Origin of the sequence: Lysobacter sp. yr284 (genome assembly GCF_900107375.1) — a bacterium.
In the GTDB taxonomy this organism is placed as follows: domain Bacteria; phylum Pseudomonadota; class Gammaproteobacteria; order Xanthomonadales; family Xanthomonadaceae; genus Lysobacter.
This window is the reverse complement of record NZ_FNPT01000004.1, coordinates 1-26,491: the sequence shown is the minus strand read 5'-3', so window position 1 is coordinate 26,491 and position 26,491 is coordinate 1. Positions and strand designations below refer to the sequence as shown.

The 26,491-nt window shown below is 71.1% G+C and carries 18 protein-coding genes; 9 read left to right on the top strand and 9 right to left on the bottom strand.

The features are described 5' to 3' along the window. Positions 1–28 precede the first annotated feature (28 nt). The gene (locus BLV01_RS08515; RefSeq protein WP_091797430.1) at positions 29–901 is read right to left on the bottom strand and encodes a tryptophan 2,3-dioxygenase; all 873 of its coding nucleotides are present in this window, start codon (positions 899–901) and stop codon (positions 29–31) included. A gap of 318 nt (positions 902–1,219) precedes the next feature. On the opposite strand from BLV01_RS08515, the gene BLV01_RS08510 reads away from it, so the two are divergent. The 8 genes from BLV01_RS08510 (at position 1,220) to BLV01_RS08475 (ending at position 17,699) form a co-directional block, all read left to right on the top strand. After that, positions 1,220–4,699 (top strand): lamin tail domain-containing protein, encoded by a 3,480-nt coding sequence (locus BLV01_RS08510; protein WP_175485830.1) that lies wholly within the window; start codon positions 1,220–1,222, stop codon positions 4,697–4,699. 241 nt (positions 4,700–4,940) lie between these two features. Further along, a complete protein-coding gene (locus BLV01_RS08505; RefSeq protein WP_175485829.1) occupies positions 4,941–8,444 on the top strand; it encodes a lamin tail domain-containing protein in 3,504 nt (1,167 codons plus the stop codon). Positions 8,445–8,619: 175 nt separating this feature from the next. After that, positions 8,620–11,895, top strand: a complete 3,276-nt coding sequence (locus BLV01_RS08500; protein ID WP_091797422.1) for a lamin tail domain-containing protein — start codon at positions 8,620–8,622, stop codon at positions 11,893–11,895. A gap of 752 nt (positions 11,896–12,647) precedes the next feature. Next, entirely contained in the window at positions 12,648–13,718 is a 1,071-nt protein-coding gene (gene pdhA, locus BLV01_RS08495) for a pyruvate dehydrogenase (acetyl-transferring) E1 component subunit alpha (RefSeq protein ID WP_091797419.1), read from the top strand. Beyond that, positions 13,715–14,746 (top strand): alpha-ketoacid dehydrogenase subunit beta, encoded by a 1,032-nt coding sequence (locus BLV01_RS08490; RefSeq protein WP_091797416.1) that lies wholly within the window; start codon positions 13,715–13,717, stop codon positions 14,744–14,746. The genes pdhA and BLV01_RS08490 overlap by 4 nt, the downstream gene beginning before the upstream one ends. Before the next feature lie 152 nt (positions 14,747–14,898). Further along, on the top strand, positions 14,899–16,266 hold the full coding sequence (locus tag BLV01_RS08485) for a dihydrolipoamide acetyltransferase family protein (RefSeq protein WP_091797412.1): 1,368 nt from the start codon (positions 14,899–14,901) through the stop codon (positions 16,264–16,266). Positions 16,267–16,377: 111 nt separating this feature from the next. Continuing rightward, complete coding sequence (locus BLV01_RS08480) at positions 16,378–17,145, top strand: hypothetical protein (RefSeq protein WP_139178568.1); 768 nt, start codon at positions 16,378–16,380, stop codon at positions 17,143–17,145. A 170-nt stretch (positions 17,146–17,315) separates the two neighbouring features. Continuing rightward, complete coding sequence (locus tag BLV01_RS08475; RefSeq protein WP_091797407.1) at positions 17,316–17,699, top strand: VOC family protein; 384 nt, start codon at positions 17,316–17,318, stop codon at positions 17,697–17,699. Positions 17,700–17,815: 116 nt separating this feature from the next. Here BLV01_RS08475 and BLV01_RS08470 read toward each other — a convergent pair whose 3' ends face one another. The 7 genes from BLV01_RS08470 to BLV01_RS08440 form a co-directional block, all read right to left on the bottom strand. Next, positions 17,816–19,192: a sensor histidine kinase gene (locus BLV01_RS08470; RefSeq protein WP_217633477.1), complete on the bottom strand. Its 1,377-nt coding sequence runs from the start codon at positions 19,190–19,192 to the stop codon at positions 17,816–17,818. Then, on the bottom strand, positions 19,189–19,878 hold the full coding sequence (locus tag BLV01_RS08465) for a response regulator (protein WP_091797405.1): 690 nt from the start codon (positions 19,876–19,878) through the stop codon (positions 19,189–19,191). Before BLV01_RS08465 ends, BLV01_RS08470 begins: the two co-directional genes overlap by 4 nt. 61 nt (positions 19,879–19,939) lie before the next feature. Further along, positions 19,940–20,572, bottom strand: a complete 633-nt coding sequence (locus tag BLV01_RS08460) for a class I SAM-dependent methyltransferase (protein WP_091797404.1) — start codon at positions 20,570–20,572, stop codon at positions 19,940–19,942. A gap of 82 nt (positions 20,573–20,654) precedes the next feature. Then, complete coding sequence (locus tag BLV01_RS08455; RefSeq protein ID WP_139178567.1) at positions 20,655–21,773, bottom strand: GGDEF domain-containing protein; 1,119 nt, start codon at positions 21,771–21,773, stop codon at positions 20,655–20,657. 261 nt (positions 21,774–22,034) lie between these two features. After that, positions 22,035–22,982: an MBL fold metallo-hydrolase gene (locus BLV01_RS08450; protein ID WP_091797402.1), complete on the bottom strand. Its 948-nt coding sequence runs from the start codon at positions 22,980–22,982 to the stop codon at positions 22,035–22,037. A 251-nt stretch (positions 22,983–23,233) separates the two neighbouring features. Beyond that, positions 23,234–23,557: a hypothetical protein gene (locus BLV01_RS08445; RefSeq protein WP_254782561.1), complete on the bottom strand. Its 324-nt coding sequence runs from the start codon at positions 23,555–23,557 to the stop codon at positions 23,234–23,236. Further along, positions 23,554–24,906, bottom strand: coding sequence for a tryptophan--tRNA ligase (locus BLV01_RS08440; protein ID WP_091797401.1), 1,353 nt, complete (start codon positions 24,904–24,906; stop codon positions 23,554–23,556). Before BLV01_RS08440 ends, BLV01_RS08445 begins: the two co-directional genes overlap by 4 nt. A gap of 259 nt (positions 24,907–25,165) precedes the next feature. On the opposite strand from BLV01_RS08440, the gene BLV01_RS08435 reads away from it, so the two are divergent. Further along, on the top strand, positions 25,166–26,011 hold the full coding sequence (locus BLV01_RS08435) for a hypothetical protein (RefSeq protein ID WP_091797399.1): 846 nt from the start codon (positions 25,166–25,168) through the stop codon (positions 26,009–26,011). A gap of 238 nt (positions 26,012–26,249) precedes the next feature. Here BLV01_RS08435 and BLV01_RS26580 read toward each other — a convergent pair. After that, on the bottom strand, positions 26,250–26,491 hold a 242-nt coding region (locus tag BLV01_RS26580), incomplete at its 5' end, for a hypothetical protein (RefSeq protein WP_217633476.1).

Sequence of the window (26,491 nt, the reverse complement as noted above, 5' to 3'; positions counted from 1 at the left end):
CCGACGCTTTCCGCTCCGCCGCGCCGCCTCAGGCCCCATAGCCCCCGGCCGGCGCCAGGGTCGTGCGCACCGAGAACAGCTCGGGGAAGAAGGTCAGCTCCAGCGCCTGCCTGAGGAAACCCACGCCGCTGGAGCCGCCGGTGCCGCGCTTGAAGCCGATGATGCGCATCACCGTGCGCATGTGGCGGAAGCGCCACAGCTGGAACTGGTTTTCCAGGTCGACCAGGTCCTCGCACAGCGCGTATTCGCGCCAGTACACGTCGGTGTTCTCGTAGATGCGCTCGAACACCGGCTGCAGCTCGGCATCGGCGACGTGCGGCTGGCGCCAGTCGCGTTGCAGGTGCGCGGCCGGCACGGCGTGGCCGAAGCGCGCCAGGTACATCAGGAACTCGTCGTACAGGCTCGGCGCGGCCAGCGCCTGCTCCAGCGCGGCCTGGCCGCGCGGGTCGTAGGCGAACACCTTGAGCATGTCCTCGTTCTTGTTGCCGAGCATGAACTCGATGGTGCGGTACTGCAGCGACTGGAAGCCCGAGGACGGGCCCAGCGTCTCGCGGAAGCCCATGTACTCCGACGGCGTCAGCGTCTCCAGCACCGACCATTGCTCGGTCAGCAGGCGCAGCACCTGCTTGCAGCGCGCCAGGATCTTCTGGCACTGCCAGACCTGGTCGCGGCGCAGGTGCGCCAGCGCGGCGCTGAGCTCGTGGATGATCAGCTTCATCCACAGCTCCGAGACCTGGTGCTGGACGATGAAGAGCATCTCGTCGTGGTGGCCCGGCTGCGACAGCGGGCGCTGCGCCGAGAGCAGCTTGTCCAGTTGCAGGTAGCCGCCGTAGGTGATGCGTCCCTGCAGGTCGGTATGGATACCGTCTTCCAGTTCGCGCTGGTTCTTCTCTACGGACATCGGCGGGGCTCTTGGCGGGGGCGCTGCGTGCGGCAGGGGCGCAAAGCGTAGCGCATCCGGCTTGCGCCGGCAGACGCCGCGGCGCGAGCCAGCGCGCCGCGCCGGCCGCCTCGCGCCGCGAGCGCGCCGATCGACGCGCAACGCTTCGTGCGCCGGAGCCGCGACGCAGGTCACGCGGTCGCGACCGGTGCGACGCGCGAAAACTAAAATGACTGCGCCTGCCCACCGTCGCTACGGTCCAGTCTGCAGGCGCACTTTCAAGGGGATTCCATGCAAAAACTCGCTAGCCGCGCACTCGCGGCCGGTATCGCTGTGGCCTTGTCCGGCACCGCCGGCGCCCAGGTCGTCATCTCCCAGGTCTATCCCAACGCCGGCGCCAACGGCTACCACGCCGATTACGTCGAGCTGCACAACACCGGCAACGCCACCGTCAACCTCGGCGGCTGGAGCATCCAGTACGCGCAGAAGGGCAGCGCCTGGCAACGCACCCAGATCAGCGGCATCCTGGCGCCCGGCGGCTACTACCTGATCCGCATGGGCACCACCACCAGCGGCCGCGTCCTGCCGGCGTCCAACTTCACCAGCCCGTTCGGCATGGTCCCGCAGCTGGGCAAGCTCGCATTGCTGTCCGCCGGCGGCACGCTCGCCGACGCCTGCCCGAGCGCACAAGCCGGATTGGTCGATGTGTTCGGCTACGGCGCCACCGACTGCTACGAAGGCAGCGCGCGCGCAATGGTCGCCTCGCCGATCAACGCCTACCTGCGCAAGGGCGAGGGCTGCCAGGACACCCAATCCAACGCCGCCGACTTCTCCGTCGCCTCCGCCGCCCCGCGCAACGCCGCGTCGCCGCGCCTGGTGTGCGCGCCGACGCTGCCGACGCTGAGCGTGCAAGCGGTCGCCAAGGCCGAAGGCCACAGCGGCGTCACCCCGTTCGAATTCGAACTCAAGCTCGACGGCCCCGCCGGGCCGGCCGGCGTGGACTGGTCCGTGCACGGCGGCGCTTCGGGCACGGCGACGCCGCAGGCGGACTACACGCCGATCAACCTGAGCGGCCGGATCGAGCCCGGCCAGAGTTCGGCGCGCTTCGTCCTGCCGGTGCTCGGCGACCGCAACGTCGAAGCCGACGAAACCGTCGCGCTGCAGGTCAAGGTCCACGGCGGCGCGACCACCGCCAACGGCGACTACCTCGACACGACGGCGACCATCCTCAACGACGACATCGCGCAGCCGCCGACGCTGAGCGTGGCGAAGGTCGTGCGCAACGAAGGCCACGACGGCTATACGCCGTTCGAGTTCGAGCTGACCCTGGACCGCCCCGCCGGCGCGGGCGGCGCGCAGTGGCGCGCGCTCAGCATCGACGGCGGCAGCGCCACGGCCGGCGCCGACTACCTGCCGATCGACCTGGCCGGCACCATCGCCGAAGGTCAGAGCGCGGCCCGGTTCGCCCTGCCGGTGCGCGGCGACACCGTGCCGGAAGCCAACGAAACCGTGAAGCTGCGCATCGACCTGGGCGCCGGCGCGCGCGCCGCCGACGGCAGCGCCAGCCTCGCCGCCGAAGCGGTGATCCTCGACGACGATCCGCTGATCACCCCGATCCACGCGATCCAGGGCCGCGGCGAACGCTCGCCGATGCTCGGCCAGCAAGTCGAGGTGGAAGGCATCGTCACCGCGATCGTCAAGGACGGTTTCTTCCTGCAAGCGCCGGCCGCCGAGGCCGATGCCGATCCGTTGACCTCCGAGGCGCTGTTCGTGCAGACCGGCGCCGCGCCCAATCCCAACCTGCAGTCGCTGCGGGTGCGCGCAGTCGGCATCGTGACCGAGCTGTACGCGCCGGGCGAGCAACCCGACCGCGCGTCGATGACCGCGATCGTCGCCACCAATCCGGCGCAGAACGTCGGCAACGTGCGCCAGCCGCTGCCGCCGGCGCTGATCCGGCTGCAGCCCGAGCGCGATCTCGGCGCGTCCGGCTACGAGCCGTTCGAAGGCATGCGCGTGCAGCTCGAAGATCGCCGGGTGATCGGCGCGACCGGCGGCCGCACCGACGCGAGCCTGGAAACTACCGTCAGCGACGGCGTGTTCCACGTGCTCGACGGCGCGGCGGACGCGGCGGCGCCGATGCGCGAACCCGGCGCGCGCTACGGCGTGCGCGACAACGGCGCGCCGGTCGGCTGGATCCAGCGCTGGGACGGCAATCCCGAGTCCATCGGCGTGGACAGCGCCGCGACCGGCCGCGCGCCGTTCGATGTCGCCGTCGGCGCGCGCGTGGGCAACGTGGTCGGCCCGCTCGACCAGCGCAGCGGCCGCTACACCGTGGTCCAGCAGGCCGACCAGGCGCTCATCGCGCTCGCGCCGGCGCCGGCGCCCGTCGGCATCGACGCGGCCGATCCGTACCGCCCGCCGGTGGACGTGGCGTATTACGACCTGGGCGCGTTCCACGACGAAGTCAGCCCGCCCAACTCGGGCCAGCCGGCGAGCCAGCCGTTCGCGGTCGAGCAACGCCTGGGCAAGCTGGCCGAAGGCATCGTCGGCGCGCTGCGCTCGCCGCACATCGTCGCGATCGGCGGCGCGGAGAATCGCGGCTTGCTGGAACGCCTCGCGCAGCGGGTCGACCAGCGCGCCGCGTCGGTCGGCCAGGCCAATCCGAACTATCGCGCGGTGTCGCTGGAAAGCGCTTCGCCGCTGCAACTCGGCTTCTTGCTGCGCAGCGACCAGGTCGGGCCGGCGCCGCGGGTGTTGCTCGACGGCCACGCCCAGATCGGCCGCGAGGAAACCCTGGCGCTGCCGTCGGGCGACTGGATGCCGCTGTTCGAGCAAGCGCCGCAGTTCGTCGATGCGACGGTGCGCGACGGCGGCGTCGAGTTCCGCCTGCGCGTGCTGCTGGCCAAGCTGGCGCCGCTGGACGGCAGCGACGCCGACAGCGCGCAAGGCCGCACGCTGCGGCTGCGCCGCCACGCCCAGGCCGACTTCCTCGCGCGCTGGGTGCAGCAACACCAGCAATCGGCGAACGCGTTGCCGCTGTTGGTGCTCGGCGATCTGCAAGGCTACGGCTTCGGCGACGGCTACACCGATCCGGTCGGCACCCTCGCCGGCAAGCCCAGCGACCCGCTGTGGACGCTGGTGCCGGGCGACGGCATCGATCGCGTCGATCCGGACCTGATCGCGCTGACCGCCACCGGCGCCGACGGCGAACGCTACTCGTCCATCGTCGAAGGCTCGCGCCAGCAGTTGCAGCACGCGCTCGCCGACGAACGGCTGGTGGCGGCCACCGACGCGATCGAACTGCGGCACGCGCGCATCAACGCCGGCCAACCGGCGACGGCGCGCAACCAGGCCGGCAGCGAACTGCGCGCGGCGGCGGCCGATCCGCTGCACCTGCGCCTGCTGCCGCGGACCCAGGCCGACCTTGCGCTGGCCGTGTCCGCGCCGCCGCAGCCGGTGGCCGGGCAATGGCTGGAATATCGGGTGTCGTTGAAGAACGAAGGCCCCGACCGCGCGCACCGCGTCGGCGTCGGCATGGCGTTCTCGCGGACGTCCGACCGCGCCTATGTGCAGGCGCCGCCGGACTGGAACTGCGGCGCGCCGCAGCTCGACGCCGGCCGCACCAGCGTGGCCTGCTCGCTGCCGCAGCTGGAACGCGACGGCGTCGCCACGCTGAGCCTGTTCGTGCCGACCTGGAGCGAGGAAGCCGGCATCGACCTGAGCCTGGCCGCGTCGGCGACCGCGCAATCGGCCGATCCGCAACCCGGCAACAACGCCGTCCAGGCCACCGCGCGGCTGGCCGCACCGCCCGCGCCGTAACCCTGAACAGGCGCCACGCCGCCGCACCGTCCGGTGCGGCGGCCCGCTCCCGGCCGCGCGCCGGGAGCGTCCGCGCATGCTGCAGCGCACCGCGCCGTCCAACATAAATCGGTTACGTGCACATTACCGATGGCAGAAGCTGCACTGCGTCATCGCATTGCAACGCCAGAAAGTGAGTATTCGTGCACAATCCAGCTGTCTGCGGCCGGGGAGGCCGGCAGACGCTCACATGGGGAACTACATGGACAAGAACACGAGCCGCCTCTGGGCGGCGGTGGTATTGGCCTTCGCCTCGGCCGGCACGGCCCAGGCGCAGGTCGTAATCAGTCAGGCGTACGGCGGCGGCGGCAACTCCGGCGCACCGGTCAAGAGCGACTACATCGAGCTGCACAACAACGGCGCCACCGCGGTCGATCTGACCGGCTGGAGCGTGCAGTACGCGTCGGTCACCGGCACCAGCTGGCAAGTCACCACGCTCAACGGCTCGATCGCGCCCGGCGGCTATCACCTGGTCAAGCAAGGCGACGGCGCCGGCACCCAGCCTGCGCTGCCGACGCCCGACTCGGTCGGCGCGATCAACATGTCCGGCAGCAACTTCAAGGTCGCGCTGGTCAACAACATCGTCGCGCTGAGCGGCGCCTGCCCGGCCGGCACCATCGACCTGCTCGGCGTCGGCCCCACCGCCAATTGCGCCGAAGCCAACGCGCCGACCGCGGTGGTGAGCAACGCCACCTCGGCGATGCGCAACGACAAGGGTTGCGTCGACACCAACAACAACGCCGCCGATTTCTCCATCGCCACCATCACCGCCACCTCGCCGCGCAACAGCGCCGCGCCGGCGTACGTGTGCGGCGGCGTCGGCCCGGTGCTGCCGGCGCTCACCGTCGCCGACATCTCGGCCGACGAAGGCAACAGCGGCACCACCGTGTTCACCTTCACCGTCAGCCTGAGCCAGCCGGCCGGCGCCGGCGGCGTCAGCTGGAAGGCCTCGACCGTCGACGGCACCGCCACTGCGGGCAGCGACTACGTGGCCGTGTCCGATCTCGCCGGCACCATCGCGGCCGGGCAGAGCAGCGCCACGATCTCGGTGAGCGTCAACGGCGACACCGTCTCGGAGCCGAACGAAACTTTCAAGCTGCGGGTGCAGGACATCAGCGGCGCGACTCCGGCCGCGCCGGGCGTCGTCGAAGCCACCGCGACCATCGTCAACGACGACGTCACCGTGGTCGCGATCCACGACATCCAGGGCAACGGCGCCAAGTCGCCGCTGGAGAACCAGATCGTCACCACCGAAGGCGTGGTCACCGCGCGCAAGAGCAACGGCTTCTACATCCAGACCACCGACGCCGAAGCCGATGCGGACCCGATGACCTCCGAGGGTCTGTACGTCTTCACCAGCTCCGCGCCGACCGCGGCCGCCGCCATCGGCAACCGCGTGCGCGTGACCGGCACGGTCGCCGAGTACATTCCGGCGGCCGACCCGGGCCAGCTGCCGCTGACCGAACTGACCTTCGCCAGCTACAGCCAGATCGGCACCGCGCCGCTGCCGGTGCCGGTGGTGCTACCGGTGGTGCAACCGACCTCGCCGCTGGACGCGCTGGAGCCGTACGAGGGCATGCGCGTGGCGATCCAGAGCTTCAAGGTCACCGCGCCGAACCAGGCCAACTCGGTCAACGAGACCAACTTCACCAGCACCAACCGCAGCTTCTTCTACGGCGTCATCGGCGACGTGCCGCGGCCGTTCCGCGAAGCCGGCATCCAGCCGGGCACCAACCCGCCGGCCGGCACCATCCCGCCGATCCCGCGCTGGGACGGCAACCCGGAACTGATGGTCGTCAACAGCGACGCCATCGGCGGCAGCAAGCTCGAGTTCGCCGCCGGCACGGTCATCACCGGCCTGGTCGGTCCGCTGGACTACAGCTTCCGCCGCTACACCCTGCTGATCGAGCCGGGCGCCGCGCTCAACGTGACCCCGGCGCCGCAGCCGCGTCCGTCGGTGGAAACGGTCGATCCGAACGCGGTGTCGGTCGCCGGCTACAACATGCAGCGCCTGTTCGACACCGTCGACGATCCGAACATCAAGGAACCGCTGCCGACCGCCGAGGCCTACGCGCGGCGCAAGCAGAAGGCCTCGATCGGCATCCGCGACTACCTCAAGACGCCGGACATCCTCGGCGCGGTCGAGATCGAGAACCTGAGCACGCTGCAGGACCTGGCCGCCAAGATCAACGCCGACGCGGTCGCCAACGGCCAGCCGAACCCGAACTACGTCGCTTACCTCGAGGAAGGCAACGATCCGGGCGGCATCGACGTGGGTTACCTGATCAAGACCGCCGAAGTGCTGCCGGGCAAGCCGCGCGTGGAAGTGCTGGCGGTGACCCAGATCGGCAAGGACACCACCTGGGTCCAGCCCGACGGCAACAGCGACGAGCTCAACGACCGCCCGCCGCTGGTGCTCGAGGCCGTCGTCCACTACGCCGACGGCCGCGCCTTCCCGCTCACCGCGGTGGTGGTGCACAACCGCTCGCTCGGCAGCGCCGACAAGACCGATGGCGAAGGCCTGCGCGTGCGCATGAAGCGCCAGCGCCAGGCCGAGTTCCTGGCCACTTACCTCAACCAGCGCCAGACCCAGAACCCGGCCACCCGCCTGATCGTGCTCGGCGACTTCAACGCGTTCGAGTTCAACGACGGCCTGACCGACGTGATGGGCACCGTGATCGGCGCGCCCAGCCCGGACGACGCCACCGCCGTGCCCGGCGACGGCGCCGACCTGGTCGAGCCGAACCTGATCAACCTGGCCAGCACGATCGACCCGATGGAGCGCTACTCGTACTCCTTCGACGGCCACGCCCAGAGCCTGGACCACACCCTGGTCAACGAGGAGATGGTCGTCGCCACCAGCTCGATCAAGTTCACCCACGCCCGCATCAACGCCGACTACCTGGAAGCCAACCGCGCCGACGCCAACTCGCCGACGCGCATGTCCGACCACGACCCGATGGTGACCTACCTGGTGCCGCGCGAAATCGCCGATCTGGGCGTGACCGCGGCCGCCACCGCCGCCTCGGTGCAGGTCGGCCAGAGCATCGGCTACACCGCGGTGGCGACCAACCACGGTCCGGGCCGCGCGGATGCGGTCGGCGTGGGCTTCGCCCTCGACGCCGAACTGCCGTCGCTGAGCGTGACCAAGCCGGCCGAGTGGACCTGCGACGCACCGCAGATCGCCTCGGGCAAGACCTCGGTCGCCTGCCGCACCGGCGCCCTGGCCAACGCCGCCAGCGCCAACTTCGCGCTGTCGGCCAACGCCACCGCCGACCTCGCCGGCAAGACGGTCAAGCTGGCGGTCAGCGGCGAGACCACTTCGCAGGACACGGTCGCGGGCAACAACGCGGCCGAGGCCAGCGTCGCGGTGATCGCCCAGGACGACGGCACCGCGGTGCTGCTCAACGGCAAGGCCGTGGACCTCGACGGCGCCGCCGGCGAAGCCAAGACCTTCCGCCTGGAAATCCCGGCCGGCGCGCGCGGGCTGCGCATCATCACCCAGGGCGGCACCGGCGACGTCTCGCTGTACGCCAAGCGCGGCGCGCGTCCGAGCGCGACCGACTACGACCTGCGCTCGATCCGCAGCGGCAACAACGAAGCGGTGTTCTCCACCGTGCCGCAAGCCGGTACCTGGTATGTGACCGTGCAGGGCGGCGCCACCGCCTTTGCGCGAGTCCTGTTGCTGGCCAACTTCTCGCCCTGAGCCTCGCGCCCATAGCGACGACCCAGACCCCGGCTTCGGCCGGGGTCTTTTTTTGCCCGGCGTTCGCGCCGGTTTTTTTTCGCCGCCGCGTCGCCGCATCGCCGAATCTGCGACGCCGGTCAGGCAAACTCTGCGCACCGCCGCAGGAGCGTCGGTCCAGTCAACAGGGATTGCCATGAACAAGTCAGGGGGCCGCCTGCTGGCGGCAGCGCTGGCCTTCGCCGCGGCCGGCTCGGCCCAGGCGGGGGTCGTCATCAGCCAGGTCTACGGCGGCGGCGGCAGCGCCGGCGCCAGCTACTCGCACGATTTCATCGAGCTGCACAACAACGGCGACACCGCGGTCAGCCTCAGCGGCTGGTCGATCCAGTACAACCTGGCGCCGAGCCCGGCCCCGTGGCAACGCACCGCCCTGTCCGGCAGCATCGCGCCGGGCGGCTACTACCTGATCCAGCAAGCCAGCAGCGGCGTCGCCGGCCTCCCGCCGCTGCCCGCGGCCGACGCCGTCGGCACGATCCAGATGCAGGCCAGCGGCGGCAAGCTGCTGCTGGTCGACCACAACGGCGCGCTCAGCGGCGCCTGTCCGTCGCCGCGCATCGACGCGGTCGGCATCAGCAACTCGGCCACCTGCTCGGAAACCCGGCCGCTGCCGGCGACCCTGACGGTGACCACCGCGGCCGTGCGCAAGGACGGCGGCTGCAACGACACCGGCGACAACAGCGCCGACTTCGAGACCGCGGCGCCGGTCGCGCGCAATTCGGCCTCGCCGGCGCGCCTGTGCAGCGGCGGGTCGGCGCAATTGCGGATGCAGGACGTCGCGCTCGACGAAGGCAACGCCGGCCAGACGCTGGCGGCGGTGCGGGTGTTGCTCGACCGCCCGGCCGGTGCCGGCGGGGTGAGCTTCGCCTTCGCCACCCGCGACGGCAGCGCCCGCGCCGGCGAGGACTACGTGCAGACCAGCGGCAACGCCAGCATCGCCGCCGGCCAGAGCGAGACCACGCTGAACGTCCCGATCGTCGGCGACACCGAGCCGGAACCGAACGAAACCTTCTTCGTCGACGTCTCCGGCGTGGTCGGCGCCACCGGCGCCGATCTCAGCGCGCAGGTCGCGATCACCAACGACGACATGCCGATCACCCCGATCGAAGCCGTCCAGGGCACCGGCGACACCTCCCCGCTCAACGGCCTGCCGGTGACGGTGGAAGGCGTGGTCACCGCGCGCCGCGCCGACGGCTTCTTCCTGCAGTCCGGCAGCGGCTCCCAGCCCGGTCCGGCCTCGTCCGCGATCTACGTCGCAGTCGGCTTCAACCCGCCGGCCAGCGCCCGCATCGGCAACCGGGTGCGGGTCAGCGGCACCGTGGTCGAATACGCGCCGCTCGGCGAGGCCGGCCGCGGCACCCGCACCCAGATCGCCGGCTCGCCGCTGATCACCCTGGTGCAGGCCGACCAGCCCCTGCCCGACCAGGTCCGCGACATCGCCACCGTCGCCACCGGCGCGCTGGAACGCTATGAGGGCATGCGCATGGTGGTGCGCTCCATGCGCGTCATCGCCGCCGCCGACGGCATCCTCGACGAAGCCCAGGCGAGCGCGAGCAGCCGCGGCCTGATGTATGTCAGCTCCGCCGGCGGCGACACGCCCCTGCGCACGCCCGGCATCCGCTACGGCGATCCGTTCCCGCCGGGCGGCGACGTCGAATCCGGCGATTCGCACAACGCGGTGTACGTGCTCGACGCGACCTCGACCCAGGGCCACAAGGGCATGAACCTGTCGCAGGGCACGACCGTCATCGACGCGAACGGCGTCGTCGACTTCGTCGACGGGCGCTATGTCCTGCTGCTGGATTCGGAAGACACACCCGACTACGGCGGCTACGAGCTTGCCGACGGCGCCATCGGCTTGACCCCCGCCGCGCAGGTCGACCTCACCGACGGTCCCGGCGTGTCCATCGCCACGTACTCGGCCCTGCGCCTGTTCGATGCGACCAACGCCCCCGGACTCGCCGAGCCGGTGTTGAGCCAGGCCGCGTTCGCCCGCCGCCTCGCCAAGCTGTCGCTGGCGGTGCGCGACTACCTCAAGCAGCCCGACGTGATCGGCTTCAGCGACGTGGAAAACCTCGCCACCTTGCAAGCCCTGGCGACGCGCATCAACGCCGACGCCGTCGCCGCCGGCCAGCCCAGCCCGCAGTACGCCGCGCAGTTGCTGGAAGGCAACGACGCGCTCGGGCTCGACGTGGGTTATCTGGTCAAGAGCGCCGAAGTGCTTCCGGGCAAGCCGCGCGTGCAGGTGCTGCAGGTCGCCCAGATCGGCAAGGACACGTACTGGGTCGGCGCCGACGGCAACACCTCGCGGCTCAACGATCGCCCGCCGCTGGTGCTCGACGCGGTCGCGCACTATGCCGACGGCCTGTCCTTCCCGTTCAGCGCGGTGCTGGTGAGCCAGCATCCGGCCGACGGCATCGTCGCCAACGACCTCGCCGGCCAGCAGGTGCGGCTCAAGCGCCAGCGCCAGGCCGAGTTCCTGGCCGGCTACGTCAATCAGCGCCAGACCGCCGAACCCAACACCCGGCTGGTGGTGCTGGGCGACTTCAACGCGCCCGAGTTCAACGACGGCTACGCCGACGTGCTCGGCGTGGTCGCGGGCGCGCCGAGCCCGGACGAGACCACCGGCGTGCCGGGCGACGGCGCCGATTTGGTCGAGCCGAACCTGGTCAACCTGACCAGCCTGATCCCGCAGAACCAGCGCTACTCGTCCTTCCTCGACGGCATCGGCCACAATCTCGACCACATCCTGGTCAACGAAGCCATGGTCGGCGCGACTTCGTCGATCGAGATCCAGCGCGCCCGGATCGACTCGGGCAAGCCGGAGTCCCTGCGCGAACTGGCCGATTCGCCGGCGCGCGAGTCGCTGCGCGATCCGTCGGTGGCCTACCTGATCCCGCCGCCGCGCGCGGACGTGGCGGTGAGCATCTCGAATTCGCCCTACGCATCGCCGAACCAGAACTACGTCTTCAACGTTACCGTGACCAACCGCGGCCCCAGCCGCGCGCGCAACGTCGGCGTCGGCTTCGCGATCGCCTCGCTGAGCGCCTCCAGCCGCGCCGCCAGCCGCCTCAGCGCTCTCGACGCGCCGTCCGGCGACGGCACGCCCACCTTCGCCAACGCGATCTTCCCGGTGCCCGCCGGCTGGACCTGCGAAGACCCGCTGGCGAGCGGCGAGCAGAACACCTTCGCCTGCACCGCAGCGACATTGGACGTCGGCGCCAGCACGGTGTTCACCATCACCGGGCCGGCCGCGCTGGTGCCGAACTTCATCAACTACGGCGTGACCCTGGCGGTTTCCGCCGACGCCACCTCGATCGACACGCGCCAGGACAACAACAGCGCCGGCGCCACGATCAAGGCGGTGTACACCCCCGGCCCGCCGGACCCGTGCTGCGTCGTTTCCGACAGGTGATCGCGCCCGGTCCCGCGCACTGACGCGCGGCGCGTCGGCCGAAACCCGGCCCGCGCCGCGCGCCCAGGCGCGACCCGATCGCCGCCCCGCCCTCGCCTGCGGCATCCGCGGACTCCGGCCGCCCGCCGGAGTCCGCGCTCGCAGGTCCGATGCATTTGCCTATGCGGGCGGTTCGCCAGGCATCCCCCGCAACGCGACGATCGACCTTCGGATGCAAAGTCGCATTGCCGCCCATGCCGTCGGGCCGCGCGATTCGTCGCAGGCGTCACGCTTGTCATCGATACCGATGCCCGCCCGCGGTGCAGCGCCCGCACCATCGGCTGGCCTGCGCGCGCCACCGCCGGTCGTCAGTCCGATACGGTACGGTGGCCCGCGAACGCATCCGCAGCGCGCACGCGCGCCGCGCCTAACTGCCGGACGCGCCTGAGAAAACCCCGATCCTCGCGGAGATTCGTCGGCGCCGCCCGCGCCGGTCCCGAGCGCGCGAATTGCGACGCCTAGCGTTTTTCCTTGCGCATTGCATGCCGCAGCGCGCAACGGCGCTTAACGCCGCTTTCGGTATCATCCGCGCCATGACGCAGCGCCCCGCCATCATCGAGCGCGGGGCGCCGCGGCTTTAGCCCGGCCCGGAACCTCCGTCGCTTTGCGACGGTCTCCGGACCCAGCCGTCTGAAGCTGACCAGCGCGCCCGGCACTGGATCCGGGACCGGAACGATTCGGACCTCATCCCCACCCGTGAGGACCTTCTCCCGATGACCGTCGCCGCGACGTTCGAAATCGAATACCTCCAATACCTCGGCGCCGACGGCAAACCCGTCGCCGAGATTCCGGCCGCGTTCAAGGACGCCAACACCCTGCTGCCGCTGTTCAAGCAGATGCTGTTCGTGCGCACCTTCGACAGCAAGGCCATCGCCCTGCAGCGCACCGGCAAGCTCGGCACCTACGCCGCCTGCCTGGGCCACGAAGCCACCCATGTCGGCATCGGCGCGTCGATGAAACCCGACGACGTGTTCGCGCCGAGCTACCGCGAATACGGCGCCCAGTTCATGCGCGGCGTGCAGCCGCGCGAAGTGCTGATGTACTGGGGCGGCGACGAGCGCGGCAACGACTTCGCGGTTCCGCGCAAGGACTTCGCCTGGTCGGTGCCGATCTCCACCCAGTGCCTGCACGCCGCCGGCGCCGCGCTCGCGTTCAAGCTGCGCAAGGAACAAAACCTCGCCGTGGCCTGCTGCGGCGACGGCGGTTCGTCCAAGACCGACTTCTACGCCGCGCTCAATTCCGCCGGCGCCTACCAACTGCCGCTGATCCTGTGCGTGATCAACAACGGCTGGGCGATCTCGGTGCCGCGCAAGGCGCAGACCGGCGCCAAGACGCTCGCGCAGAAGGGCCTGGCCGGCGGCCTGTACTGCCTGCAAGTGGACGGCAACGACCTGATCGCGGTGCTCGAAGGCATGCGCCGCGCCGCCGAACTGGCGCGCAACGGCGACGGCGGCAGCGTGATCGAGTTCATGACCTACCGCCTGCACGACCACACCACCGCCGACGACGCGCGCCGCTACCGCGACGACGCCGAGGTCAAGGACGCGTGGACGCGCGACCCGATGCCGCGCCTGCGCACCTATCTGACCGATCAGGGCGTGTGGAACGAGGAACTGGAAAAAGCCTGGCTGGAGGAATGCGGCAAGAAGGTCGACATCGAGATCAACGCCTACCTGGAAACGCCGGTGCAGCCGGTCGAGGCGATGTTCGATTTCCTTTACGGCGACATGCCGGCGGACCTCGCCACGCAACGCGAGCAGGCGCTGCAGGAGAACCGTCGATGAACGCCGCCACCCAAAGCAAGATCGACACTGCGCAGACGGCCGCCACGCCGGCCGCGATCACCCTGATCGAAGCGATCACCCAGGCGCTCGCCTACGAGATGCGCAACGACCCCAGCGTGCTGGTGCTGGGCGAGGACGTCGGCGTCAACGGCGGCGTGTTCCGCGCCACCGCCGGCCTGCAGCAGATCTTCGGCAGCGAACGCGTGCTCGACACGCCGCTGGACGAAACCACCATCGCCGGCCTCAGCGTCGGCCTGGCCGCGCAGGGCATGAAGCCGGTGGCCGAAGCGCAGTTCGACGGCTTCGTCTATCCGATGCTCGACCACCTGATCTGCCACGCCGCGCGCCTGCGCCACCGCACCCGCGGCCGCCTGACCTGCCCGCTGGTGCTGCGCGTGCCGTGGGGCGGCGGCATCCGCGCGCCGGAACACCACAGCGAAGCCAACGAAGCCTTGTTCACCAACGTGCCGGGCCTGCGCGTGGTGCTGCCGTCCTCGCCGGCGCGCGCGTACGGCTTGTTGCTCGCCGCGATCCGCGATCCGGACCCGGTGATCTTCTACGAGCCCAAGCGCATCTACCGCCAGTACAAGGAACTCGTCGCCGACGACGGCGAAGCGCTGCCGCTGGACGTGTGCTACGTGCTGCGCGACGGCAGCGACATCACCTTGGTCAGCTGGGGCGCGCAGGTCAAGGAAACCCTGGAAGCGGCCGACAAGCTCGCCGGCGAGGGCATCAGCGCCGAAGTCATCGACGTCGCCACGCTCAAGCCGCTGGACTTCGCCACCATCGCCGAATCGGTGGCCAAGACCGGCCGCTGCGTGATCGTGCACGAGGCGCCCAAGACCGCCGGTTTCGGCGCCGAGATCGCCGCACGCCTGGCCGAGGAGTCGATGTACGACCTGCTCGCGCCGGTCGAACGCGTCACCGGCTTCGATACGCACATCCCGCTGTTCCGCCTGGAAATGAAGTACCTGCCCAGCGTCGACAAGATCGTCGCCGCGGCCAAGCGCACGCTCGGCCACGGCTGAGCGATGCGTTCGCCCCGGGTTCCCCGCCGCGCGCCGGATCGCTGCACCGTCCGGCGCGCGTCGGCGCGCGCAGCGATATCGCGCCCGAACCCGGCGCCGGGCCGCGACGAACACAACGACATTCGAAAGCATTCAATTAGGGACGACCGGCAATGAGCGATACCAAGACCTTCCTGCTTCCCGACCTCGGCGAAGGCCTGCCCGACGCGACCATCGTCGAATGGGCGGTCAAGGTCGGCGACACCATCCGCCTCGACGACACCCTGGTGTCGATGGAGACCGCCAAGGCGGTGGTCGAAGTGCCCTCGCCCGTGTCGGGTAAGGTGCTCAAGCTGGCCGGCGGTGCGGGCGACGTGATCGTCACCGGCACCATGCTGGCCGAGTTCGAGATCGATCCGAACATGCCGCAGCGCGCCGACGGCCAGGACACCGGCCATCACCACGGCGGCGGCCATGCCGCGCCGGCCGCCGCGCCCGCGCCCGCCAAGACCGAAGAAGCGCCGGCCAAGGCCGAAGCCGGCGAACGCGCCGACAGCGGCACCGTGGTCGGCGCGATGCAGTCCTCCGATGCCGTGCGCAGCGAGCAGGCGGTCGCGGTCGGCGGGGTCAAGGCGATGCCGGCGGTGCGCGCGCTGGCGCGCAAGCTCGGCGTCGACCTGGGCCGCGTGCGCGCCACCGGCGCCGACGGCACGGTCAGCAGCGACGACGTCAAGCGCGCCGCCGCCGACGGTTCGGCCAAGATCGGCGCCGCGCCGGCCGCCGCGGTCGCGCCGCGCGCGGCCGCCGTCGCCGAAGCGCCCGCGCCCGCCGCCGCGCCCGCGCGCAGCACCCTGTCGCAATCGGGCCGGCCGATGCGCACCCAGCCGCCGGGCGCCGCCGTCACCGGCCAGCCCGAGCAGCTCAAGGGCGTGCGCCGCAACATGGCGCGGGTGATGGCCGACGCGCACAGCAAGGTCGTGCCGACCACGCTCGCCGACGACGCCGACATCCACGCCTGGGCGCCGGGCAACGACATCACCGGCCGGCTGGTGCGCGCGATCGTGGTCGCGTGCAAGGCCGTGCCCGCGCTCAACGCCTGGTTCGACGGCGACAAGCTCACCCGCACCCTGCATCCGCACGTCGACATCGGCATCGCCGTGGACACCGACGACGGCCTGTTCGTGCCGGCGCTGCGCAATGCCGACGTGCTCGATCCGCGCGGCGTGCGCGAAGCGATCAACCGCCTGCGCGTGCAGGTCGAGGACCGCAGCATTCCGGCCTCGGAGCTGAGCGGCTACACCATCTCGCTGTCGAACTTCGGCATGTTCGCCGGCCGCTACGCCACCCCGGTGGTGGTGCCGCCGACGGTGGCGATCGTCGCCGCCGGCAAGGGCCGCCACCAGATGACGCCGGTGATGGGCGGGTTCGAATCGCACAAGGTGATCCCGCTGTCGCTGACCTTCGACCACCGCGCCTGCACCGGCGGCGAGGCGGCGCGGTTCCTAAAGGCGATGATCGACGATCTGGCGCGCGCCAATTGATCGTCGCGTCCGGCCCGCACCCGACGTGCGGGCCGGACGCATCCGCGACGATCCGGCCTTGCGTGTACGCAAGGCCCGGCGCCGCAGCCTGATCGAACGAGCCTGCCGCCCTTGTCTTCTCGAACGCCGCCGACGATCGAAGGCCGGCCCTCGCCGCTGCTGGCGCAGTGGTCGTTGTCGGCGGACGACGCCGCGACGCTGGGCGTGAGGTCCGCGCGCGAATTTTCCATCTACGGCGTCAAGGTCCCCGTTCCTTTGTACGGCCCCGAGGCCTGGCGCAGCGAATACGCGGTGCACGAACACCGCGCCGACGGCGAGAGACTGCAACATCGCCTGGCCCAGCGCGAGCGCCACCGCAGCACGATGTGGATCGCCGCCGAGGCGACCAACGAGGACGCGATGGCGGACATGGTCGCGCCCTCGGCCATCGCCTGCCTGAGCGCGAAGCCGCGCTGGAAACGCGATGCCGGCGCGATCCCGGTGCGCGCCGACGGCGGCCTGTATGTGTTCCTCAAGCAGTTCTACGTGCCCAACCGCGCCGACATCCGCGCGCATTTCCAGGTCGGCTTCTCGCTGTTCCTGTTCGCCACCCGCCAGGCCGGCGATGCGCTGGAACTGGCCCTGTTCGAGCAGGACATGAGCGAGCAGACCGCGGAAGACCATTACCGGCTCGAGCAGCAGATCGCCGGCTTCCTGGCGGCGCCGCGCGATCTGGCCGGCGTGGAGGCGCTGATCCGCGCCGGCGACGCGCATTTCCACGCGTTCGTGCTCGAAAGCCCGCACAGCACCCTGCCGGTGCTGGAAACCCTGCTCAAGCACGCCAGGACGCAGACGCTCAAGAAAGCCCTCCAAAAACGCATCGCCGGGTTCGCGTCGTAGCCGGCGCTCGTGCTGGCGAGTTGTCGCCACGCACCCGATCCGGACTATCTGCGACGGCGACGGCGACAGTCGCGAACGCGAGCATCCGCGCCGCTGAACCCGCGCACCGACACTACCGCCGCGGCCGCGAACGAGGCAGGCTGGCCGTCCACCCGCACAGGAGACAGCCCATGGCGCACCGCAGCCGCTTGGCCGGATTCATCATCGACTGCGAGACCGGCGAGATCGACCAGGCCGCGCGCTTCTGGGGCGGCGCGCTCGGGCTGCCGCCGGGCGAGGCCGAAGACGACGAGGGCGCGCTCTACGTCAGCCTGGAGAAGCATCCTTCGCATCTGTACGTCGCGGTGCAGCAGGTCGACCACCCCTCGCGCGTGCACCTGGATATCGAGGCCGACGACATCGAAGCCGAGGCCGCGCGGCTGGAGAAACTCGGCGCGACCAAGCTCAAGTTCGTCAAGCGCTGGTGGGTGATGCAGGCGCCGACCGGGCATCGCTTCTGCGTGGTGAAGATGCACCATCCCGAGGTGGGGCCGGCGCCGAACGTCTGGGACTGAGCCGCGACCTGCGTTGTGGGAGGGCCTTCAGGCCCGACGCCTTCGTTGCAGTGCGCGACGACCTAAAAAGAAAGCATCGGGCCTGAACGCCCTCCCACAAACACAACGCTGCGAACTCAGGATTCGCCGCGCGCCTTCGCCGCCAACGGCAGCGCCACCCGGAAGCACGCGCCGCCGCCCTGCGCGTCGGTCGCCTCCACCGCGCCGCGATGCAGGCGCACGATGTCGCGCACCAGGTTCAGGCCGACCCCAGCGCCGCGCTCGTGCGGCTGCAGGCGGAAGAAGCGCTCGAACACGTGCTCGCGGTGCGCCGGCGGAATGCCCGGGCCTTCGTCGCAGACCTCGACCACGCCGTCGCTGCCTTCGATCGCCACCCGGATCGTCACCGTGCCGCGGTTGCCGCCGTATTCGATCGCGTTCTGCACCAGGTTCACCAGCACCCGCTCCAGCGCCAGCGCGTCGCCGTTGACCGGCACCGGCCTGGCCAGGGCGTCGAACGCCAGCTCGTAGCCGGCGGCGATCGCCAACGGCGCCAGGTCGGCGGCGACGCGCTGGCCGATCTCGCCCAGGTCCAGCGCTTCCAGTTGCGGCTCGGGCCGGTCCAGGCGCTGCAGGTCGAGCAGGTGCTCGGCCAGCACCGACATGCGCGCCACGTCCTGCAGCAGGCGCTCGCGTTCGGGCAAGGCCGGCATCGATTCCAGGCGCGCGCTGAGGATCGCGATCGGCGTGCGCAGCTCGTGCGCGGCGTCGGCGAGGAAGCGCCGGCGCCGTTCGAACCCGTCGTCGTAGCGCGCCAGCGCGCCGTTGACCGCGCTGACCAGCGGCCGCACTTCGTCGGGCACGCCGGCCTCGGGCAGGCGTGCGCCGCGCCGCTCCACGTCCAGCGCACGCGCTTGCGCGATCACCGGTTCCAGGCTGCGCAGCGACCAGCGCACCACTATCGGCGTGGCGATCGCGGTCACCAGCGCCATCACCGCCAGCAGCGGCAGGATCAAGGTCGCGAACAGCGACAGCGCCATCCACATCAACCGCGAGGACGACATCACCCGGCCCTTCTCGGTGGTCAGGATCCGCACCTGGCCGAAGCCGGCGTCGACCCGCTTGAGCCGCGCGCCGGCGATGCGGTCGTCGCCGAACAGATAGCCCAGCCGCGCCTGGCTGACCCGGTCGAGCGCGCCGCCGATGCCGGCGAATTCGGTCGGCACCGGGCCATGGCGCAGCTCGCGCCCGTCCTCGTCGCGGATCACGTACCACAGCCGCGGTATTTCCTCGCGCAGTTCGCGCAGGTCGGCGGTGTCGCGCAGGCTCAGGCGGCCGTGGGCGTCGCGCTGCAGCGCGTTCTGCAGCACTTCCACCGCGTTGTCCTCGTCCACCGCGAGGTTGGCCGCGTGCAGGCTCAGCGCCACCAGCACGCCGAACGCGGTCAGCAGCAGGCATTGCAGGCCGAGCATGCGCCACAGCAGGCGCCCGCGCAGCGAGCTGGCGGCGTTCACGCGTCCTCCTGCAGCGCGCTTTCGCGCAGCAGATAGCCGACCCCGCGGATGCCGTGGATCTCGACCCCGGCGCCGGCCTCGACCAGGCGCCGGCGCAGGCGCGAGACGTGGGCGTCGAGGGTGTTGGACTGGATTTCGTCGTCGTAGCCGTACACCGCCTGCTCGATCACCTCGCGCAGCACGGTGCGGCCGCGCCGGCGCAGCAAGGCCTCCAACAGCAGCAGTTCGCGCCGCGGCAGTTCCAACGCGCGGCCGTCGACCTCGCCGGTGCGCGCGTCCAGGTCGAAGGCGAGCTTGCCGATGCGCACGCTGTCGGTCTCCGCGCGCGGCGGCCGCCGGCGCAGCGCGCGCAGCCGCGCCAGCAGTTCCTCCACCGCGAACGGCTTGACCAGGTAATCGTCGGCGCCGGCGTCGAGCCCGACCACGCGGTCGCCGAGATCGCCGCGCGCGGTCAGCACGATCACCGGCGTGTCCAGCCCGCGCGCGTGCAGGCGCGGGATCAGCGCCAGCCCGTCGCCGTCGGGCAGGCCGCGGTCGAGCACGATCACATCGTGCGCCTGGCTCGCCGCCGCCGCCTCGCCTTCGGCCAGGCTGCCGGCGTGGTCGGCAACCATGCCGTAGCGCTTGAGCGCGGCGACCAGGGCCGCGGCCAGTTCGGGTTCGTCTTCGATCAGCAGGATGCGCATGCGCCGATCATCGCCCGCCGATGCCTGCCGCGTACCGTGCCATCGGTGTCTTCGCCCGCGCTCACACGCCCATCAGGCGCCAGTCGCGGCGGCGGGTGACCCGGTACACCGAGGCCGGCGGCAGGTTCAGCCGCGCCGCGCCGAGCCGCTGCACCTTGAAGCCGTAGCGCTCCAGCCACGCGCGCGGCAGCGGGAAGCTCAAGCCGTAGGTGAACTGGTAGTAGGCGCCGTCCTCGCCGAGTTGCGCGAACGCGCCCAGCAACACCGCCAGGCGCTGGCGCGGCGGCAGGTTGCGCAGCGGCAGGCCGCTGACCACCGCGCCGGCGCCGGCCGCGCCGAACAGCGGCGTGCGGCGCAGCCGGCGCGCGTCGGCGCACAGCACCCGCGCCTGCGGGAAGCGTTCGCTCAGCATCTGGGCGAACTCGGGGCCGTACTCGACCAGGGTCAGGTCGCGCTCGGCCACCCCGCGTTCGAGCAGGGCGCGGGTGAACACGCCGGTGCCGGGGCCCAGTTCCAGCACCGGGCCGGTATCGGCGTCGATCTGCGCGGTGATCAGCCGCGCCAGCGCGGCGCCGGACGGGGCGATCGCGCCGACCCGGCCGGGCGCGCGCGACCACGAGCGCAGGAACGACCAGTAGTCGCCGCGCGCCGGAACGGCGGCGGCGCGGGCGGCGGGAGACAGCGGCTGGCTCATGCGGGCAACGCTCCGATCCAAGTCTTGGCCTCGATTGTCCGCATCGGCATTGCGTCAACATTGCGTCGCCGCGACCGGCCGCTCAGCCCTCGTCGGCGACCAGGCGGTCGCGGCCGCCGGCCTTGGCCCGGTACAGCGCCTGGTCGGCGCGGTCGAACACCTGGTCGGGCGCGTCGCGGCCCGGCTCGCCGGCGGCCATGCCGATCGACACGGTCAGCGCGAACGGCAGCGACGAGCGCGCCACCCGCCGGCGGATGCGCTCGCCGACCTCGGCCGCATCGGCCAGCCGCGTGCCCGGCAGCACCACCAGGAATTCCTCGCCGCCATAGCGGATGGCGACGTCGTCGTCGCGGATCGAGGCGGCCACCGCGTCGGCCACGGCGCGCAGCGCGCGGTCGCCGAGCAGGTGACCGTGGCGGTCGTTGACCTGCTTGAAGTGATCCACGTCGATCAGCATCAGCGTGTAGGCCGCGCGGCCGAGCCGGTGCACGGTGTCCGGGCTGCCCTGCAGCTGCGCCAGCGCGCTGCGGTTGAGCAGGCCGGTCAGCGCGTCGTGGCTGGCGCTGTGCTGCAGTTGTTCGTTGCGCCGTTGCAGGTCGGCCTGGGCGCTTTCCATCTGCTGGGCGAAGGCCTCGCGCTCGGACAGCAGGCGGCGCTGTTCCAGCGCGTAGCGGCGCAGTTCGAACAAATGCTGGGTCTGCCGCCCCAGCGCCGCCAGGCCCTCGGCTTGGGCCGGGCGCAGGCGTCGCGGCACCGCGTCGAGCACGCACACCGTCCCCAGCGGATGGCCGTCGGGCGTCCACAACGGCGCGCCGGCATAGAAGCGCAACGCGCGGCCGTCCTCCAGGCCCAGCCCGAGCGGGGCGAAGCGCGGATCGCCGGCGACGTCGTCGATCGTCAGCAGCCGTCCGGGCTGCGATTGCCAGATCAGTTCCGAGCAGATCGAATGCGAGCGCGGCAGCTCGCTCGGCGCCACGCCGATGCGCGCCTTGAACCAGACCCGCTCGCGGTCGAGCAGCGCCAATGCCGCGCCCGGCGTGTCGCACAGGGTCGCGGCGAGGCGGACGATGTCGTCGTAGGCGCTCTCGGCGACGCTGTCGAGCAAGCCGTAGGCGTCCAGCGCGAGCAGACGCGCGCTCTCGTCGGCCGGCGTGGGCGGCGGCGGTTCGGGCACCACATGCAGCGGGCGGGGACGGGACACGGTCGCGGGGGCGTCTCGGCTCGGGCCGGTTCAGGCTACTGCCGCGGCGATTCAGCGATCGTGACGGCAACCGGGCTGCGGCGACGCGGGCCTCCCCAGTTCAGCCGCCAGCCGGGCAGCCCCGTCGCGGCCCCTACCCTGCCGGGCATGCGCTGGTTCCAGCGGCCCCGCTTCGGCGGCCGCCTGGCCTCTCCCTGCGGCATACGCCCATCCGTCGTTCCGGCCACCGCCGCGATCTTTCCCGCTATCGCCATCCTCGCCCTACCCGCGCGCCATCCACACTTCCAGCCCCTGCGCATTGAGTTCTACGTCGATCGCCAGCGCGGAGCGCACCTGCGCATCGCTCAACGCGCTGCCGTGCGCCTGGGCCCGCGCCGCGTAGTAATCGGCCAGCGCCGCGGTCAAGCGCGCGTGCACGCCCTCGCCGCCGGCCTGCGCGGCGCGCGCCATCCGCACCATGTCGTCGAGCTGCTCGATCAGCTGGGCGCCGAGCCGCTGCGCATCGCCGACCCGGCCGTAGTGGGTGAGGTACATCGACGCCGGATCGCGCGCCAGCAGCGTGCGGATCGACTGCTTCAGCGCCTCGGGCTCGAACTGCACCGGCGAGCTGGTCGGCAGGATGAAAGGCCCGCGCGGCGAATCGAATTCGCGGTACGACAAGCCGAAGGTGTCGCCGGTGAACCAGCCGCGGCTGCGCGCGTCCCACACGCACAGGTGGTGGCGGGCATGCCCGGGCGTGTCCACGCACAGTAGCGCGCGGCCGGCCAGGTCGACGACGTGGCCGTCGCCGGCCACCACCACCCGCTGCGCCGGCACCGGCACGATCTCGCCGTAGCTGCGCGCCATCTCCTGTTCGCCGTACACCGCGGTGGCGCCGGCGACCAAGCGCGCCGGATCGATCATGTGCGCAGCGCCGCGCGGATGCACCGCCAGACGCGCGTTCGGCAAGCGCCGCATCAACGCGCCGGCGCCGCCGGCGTGATCGAGATGGACGTGGGTGAGGATCAGCCAATCGACGTCGTCCGGCCCCAGCCCTTGCGCGTCGAGCGCGGCGAGCAGGGCCGGGATCGAATGCTGGGTGCCGCAGTCGATGAAGGCCGCGCGGCCGTTCTCGACCACCAAATAGGCCGCATCGAACAGCGGCCGCTGGAAGCCGGTATCGACGGTGACGACGCCGTGTTCGGTGACGGAAGCGGTGGCTGCGCTCATGGCGATGGCGGGGCGGTGACCGGCCCCCAGTCTAGGCCGGCGCGCACCCGCGCGGCGATGCGGCTTTGGTCGGAATATGCGGGCCGGCAACGGTTGTTGGTGTGGGAGGGACTTCAGTCCCGACGATTTCGGCTCAGATTGCCTGCGGCTTCACCGCGTCGGATCGAAAAGCATCGGGCCTGAAGGCCCTCTCACAGATGCCCTGCCACAGAAGGCCTCCCACAGAGGATCTCGCCGCCCAACCCGATCGCTCACTCGCGATAGTCCTTGACCCCGCGCAACCAGCGCCAGCGCAGCGCGAACGCCACCGTCAGCACCGCCAGGAACACGCCGTAGCCCAGCGAGGTGGCCAGGATCTGCGGCCACATCGCCCCGTATTCGCGCCCGGCGTGCAGGTGCGCCCAATGCACCGTCAGCACGAACGCGCACACCGACACCGCCAGCGACACCGCGTCGAACAACTGGCGCGCGGGATTGCGCGGCCGCCGCGGGTACAGCCAGAACAGCGCGCCGAGGATCGCGAACCACGGCAGGAACAGGATCAACGCCAGGTTGAGCTCGACGAAGCGGCTCACGAAGCGGCGCGCTCCTGCGCGGCGGCGGCCTTGGCCTGGCGCGCGGCGTCCTCGGCGTCGCGGATCGCCTGCAGCGCCTGCGCCACGCGCGCGCGCGCGGCGGCGTCGACCGGCTCGCTCGCCGCCAGCAACACGTCCAACAGCGCGTCCGAGCCCTCGCTCTTGGCCCGGCCGATCAACTGGCCGATGTCCTTGGGCGCGGCGAAACCGCGGCTCTGCAGCAATACCTCGTCGCCGGCGGCGAGCTTGAAGTAGAACTGGCCGTCGGCCTCGCGGTACTGCTTGAACGCCGCGACCGCCGCGGCCTTGGTTTCCTCCGCCAGCGACAGCCCGCCGGCGTTGGACAGGTCGCGCAGCCCGACCGCTTCGCGCAGCCGCTTCATGTTGGCCTTGCCGTAGCGCTCGCGCACCCGCTGCGCGCCGTCGATCAGCAAGGCCTCGATGTCCTGCGGCCGCGCCATCAGCGCCTCGTACTTCTCGCGCAGCGGCGCGATCTCCGCATCGATGCGCTCGAACAGCGCCTGCTTGGCCTCGCCCCAGGCGATGCCCTCGGCGAAGGCGCGGCGCATCGCCTCGGTTTCTTCCTCGCTGGCGAAGGCCTGGTAGATCTGGAACAGTGCCGAGCCCTCGGTCTGCTTGGGCTCGCCCGGCGCGCGCGAATCGGTGACGATCGAGTAGATCAGCTTCTTCAACTCCTCGCGCGGCGCGAACAGCGGGATGGTGTTGTCGTAGCTCTTGCTCATCTTGCGCCCGTCCAGGCCGGGCAGCGTCGCCACGCTTTCCTCGATCAACGCCTCGGGCAGGACGAAATGCTCGCCGTACAGATGGTTGAAGCGCTGGCCGAAGTCGCGCGCCATCTCGATGTGCTGGATCTGGTCGCGCCCCACCGGCACCTTGTGCGCGTTGAACACCAGGATGTCGGCGGCCATCAGCACCGGGTACATGAACAATCCGGCGGTGATCGCCGCATCGTCGTCCTCGCCTTCCAGCCGGTTCTTGTCGACCGCGGCCTTGTAGGCGTGGGCGCGGTTGAGGATGCCCTTGCCGGCGACGCAGGTCAGGAACCAGGCCAGCTCGGGAATCTCGACGATTTCGCTCTGCCGGTAGAACCACACCTTGTCCGGCTCCAGCCCGCAGGCCAGCCAGGTCGCGGCGATCTCCAGGGTCGAACGCTGCACGCGCTCGGGCTTTTGCACCTTGATCAGCGCATGCAGGTCGGCCAGGAAGTAGAAGCTCTCCACCCCCGGTTCGAGGCTGGCGGCCACGGCCGGGCGGATCGCGCCGACGTAGTTGCCCAGGTGGGGAGTGCCGGAGGTGGTGATGCCGGTGAGGACGCGGGTCTGGGTCATGGGGAAATCTGCGATGGAGCCTGACAGGCCAGTGTAGCGGCTCGCGTCGCGCGCGGTGCGTACGCCGGCGCGGATCGGCGCGGGCGGGCGACGGGCGAGCGTGGCCGGCGCGGCGGCGCGTCTGGCTAAACCGCCGGCAACGGCGACTGCGGACGCGGCTCCGCGGCGACGCGGCCTAACCCCGCCCGCGCCGGCCCCGCGTTAGCAGCCTGCGACCCCGGCCCCGCCGCGCCGCGCGCGGCCCCACAGGAGATCCGCCATGTTCCGCTCATTCGCCCTGCTCGCCGCCGCCGCGCTGACCGCCGGCGCCTGCACCCCGGTCCAGGCCCGGCCCTTGGTCGACGTGGCGGTGATCGACCGCGACAACGGCGACTGGCTGCCGAACTGGTCCTGGCGCGGCCAGCAGTGGATCGCCGGCACGCCCGGCCACCGCTATTCGGTCCGCCTCACCAACAACACCGGCGACCGCGTGCTGGTGGTGCTGTCGGTGGACGGGGTCAACGCGGTCAGCGGCCAGACCGCCAGCCCGTCGCAATCGGGCTACGTGCTCGATGCGTGGCAGTCGACCGAGATCAACGGCTGGCGCAAGTCGCTCGACGACGTCGCCCAGTTCGTCTTCACCGACCTGGGCGACAGCTACGCCGCGCGCACCGGCCGGCCCGACAACGTCGGCGTGATCGGCGCGGCGGTGTTCCAGGAGCGCCAGCGCTACCGTCCGGTCTACCCGACCCCGTCGCCCTATCCGTACCCGCCCTACGCCCGCACCCAGAACGGCGCGGCCAAGGCCGAAGGCCGCGCCGCCGGCAACGCGGCCCCTGCCGCCCCCGCGGCCGAGCGCTCGCGCGAATCCGTCGCCGACACCGCGGCGCAGGCGCAGACCATCGGCACCGGCCATGGCGCGCGCGAATGGTCGCCGGTGTCGCAGACCGAATTCGTCCGCGCCACGCGTTCGCCGGCCCAGGTGCTGGAACTGCGCTACGACGACTACGCCGCCCTGGTCGCGCGCGGCGTGGTGCCGCGCTATCCCGACCGCAGCTACCGCCCCGACACCCCGCGCGCCTTCCCCGAAGGCTTCGTCGCCGACCCGCCGTCGCGTCGGTGGTGATACCGCGCGATCGGAAGCCGCTTCAGCGGGTGCGGGCGCGGCGCCCGTAGCCGTAGATGTTGGCGCAACCATAGATCTTGCTGCTGTTGCTGTTGTGGCTGTGGCTGTGGCTGTTCGCTTTGACGCATCTCCACCCGAGGCCAAAGTTTCGCAGCCCCGCAGGGCGTGCGCATGGATGCGCACGCGCGCCATGGGGCAGGATGCCCCTTATGGCGCGGCCCCGCGCCCGGTGCTGGACCTAGTGGCTCTTGATTCGAAACAGCAATGCCTTTTCTTTGGTTACTTTCTTTGTGGCTTTGGACAAAGAAAGTGACCCGGCCGCTTGCGGACGGAAGCCCTTGATGTTCGCTTGTGATCGCACGTAAGAACACCCAAAGGCCGAACCCACCGCGGCACGCCCCCTGTAGGAGCGGCGCAAGCCGCGACCGCGCCACAACGGCGACTGCGACAGTTTCGTCGTAGTTGCGTTTTCGCGGTCGC

Coding starts and splice junctions, on each gene's coding strand:
- BLV01_RS08475 (WP_091797407.1), top strand. CDS start 17,316: ATGGCGCACCGCAGCCGCTTGGCCGGATTCATCATCGACTGCGAGACC.
- BLV01_RS08485 (WP_091797412.1), top strand. CDS start 14,899: ATGAGCGATACCAAGACCTTCCTGCTTCCCGACCTCGGCGAAGGCCTG.
- BLV01_RS08435 (WP_091797399.1), top strand. CDS start 25,166: ATGTTCCGCTCATTCGCCCTGCTCGCCGCCGCCGCGCTGACCGCCGGC.
- BLV01_RS08440 (WP_091797401.1), bottom strand. CDS start 24,906: ATGACCCAGACCCGCGTCCTCACCGGCATCACCACCTCCGGCACTCCC.
- BLV01_RS08515 (WP_091797430.1), bottom strand. CDS start 901: ATGTCCGTAGAGAAGAACCAGCGCGAACTGGAAGACGGTATCCATACC.
- BLV01_RS08490 (WP_091797416.1), top strand. CDS start 13,715: ATGAACGCCGCCACCCAAAGCAAGATCGACACTGCGCAGACGGCCGCC.
- BLV01_RS08465 (WP_091797405.1), bottom strand. CDS start 19,878: ATGCGCATCCTGCTGATCGAAGACGAACCCGAACTGGCCGCGGCCCTG.
- BLV01_RS08460 (WP_091797404.1), bottom strand. CDS start 20,572: ATGAGCCAGCCGCTGTCTCCCGCCGCCCGCGCCGCCGCCGTTCCGGCG.
- BLV01_RS08505 (WP_175485829.1), top strand. CDS start 4,941: ATGGACAAGAACACGAGCCGCCTCTGGGCGGCGGTGGTATTGGCCTTC.
- BLV01_RS08450 (WP_091797402.1), bottom strand. CDS start 22,982: ATGAGCGCAGCCACCGCTTCCGTCACCGAACACGGCGTCGTCACCGTC.
- BLV01_RS08500 (WP_091797422.1), top strand. CDS start 8,620: ATGAACAAGTCAGGGGGCCGCCTGCTGGCGGCAGCGCTGGCCTTCGCC.
- pdhA (WP_091797419.1), top strand. CDS start 12,648: ATGACCGTCGCCGCGACGTTCGAAATCGAATACCTCCAATACCTCGGC.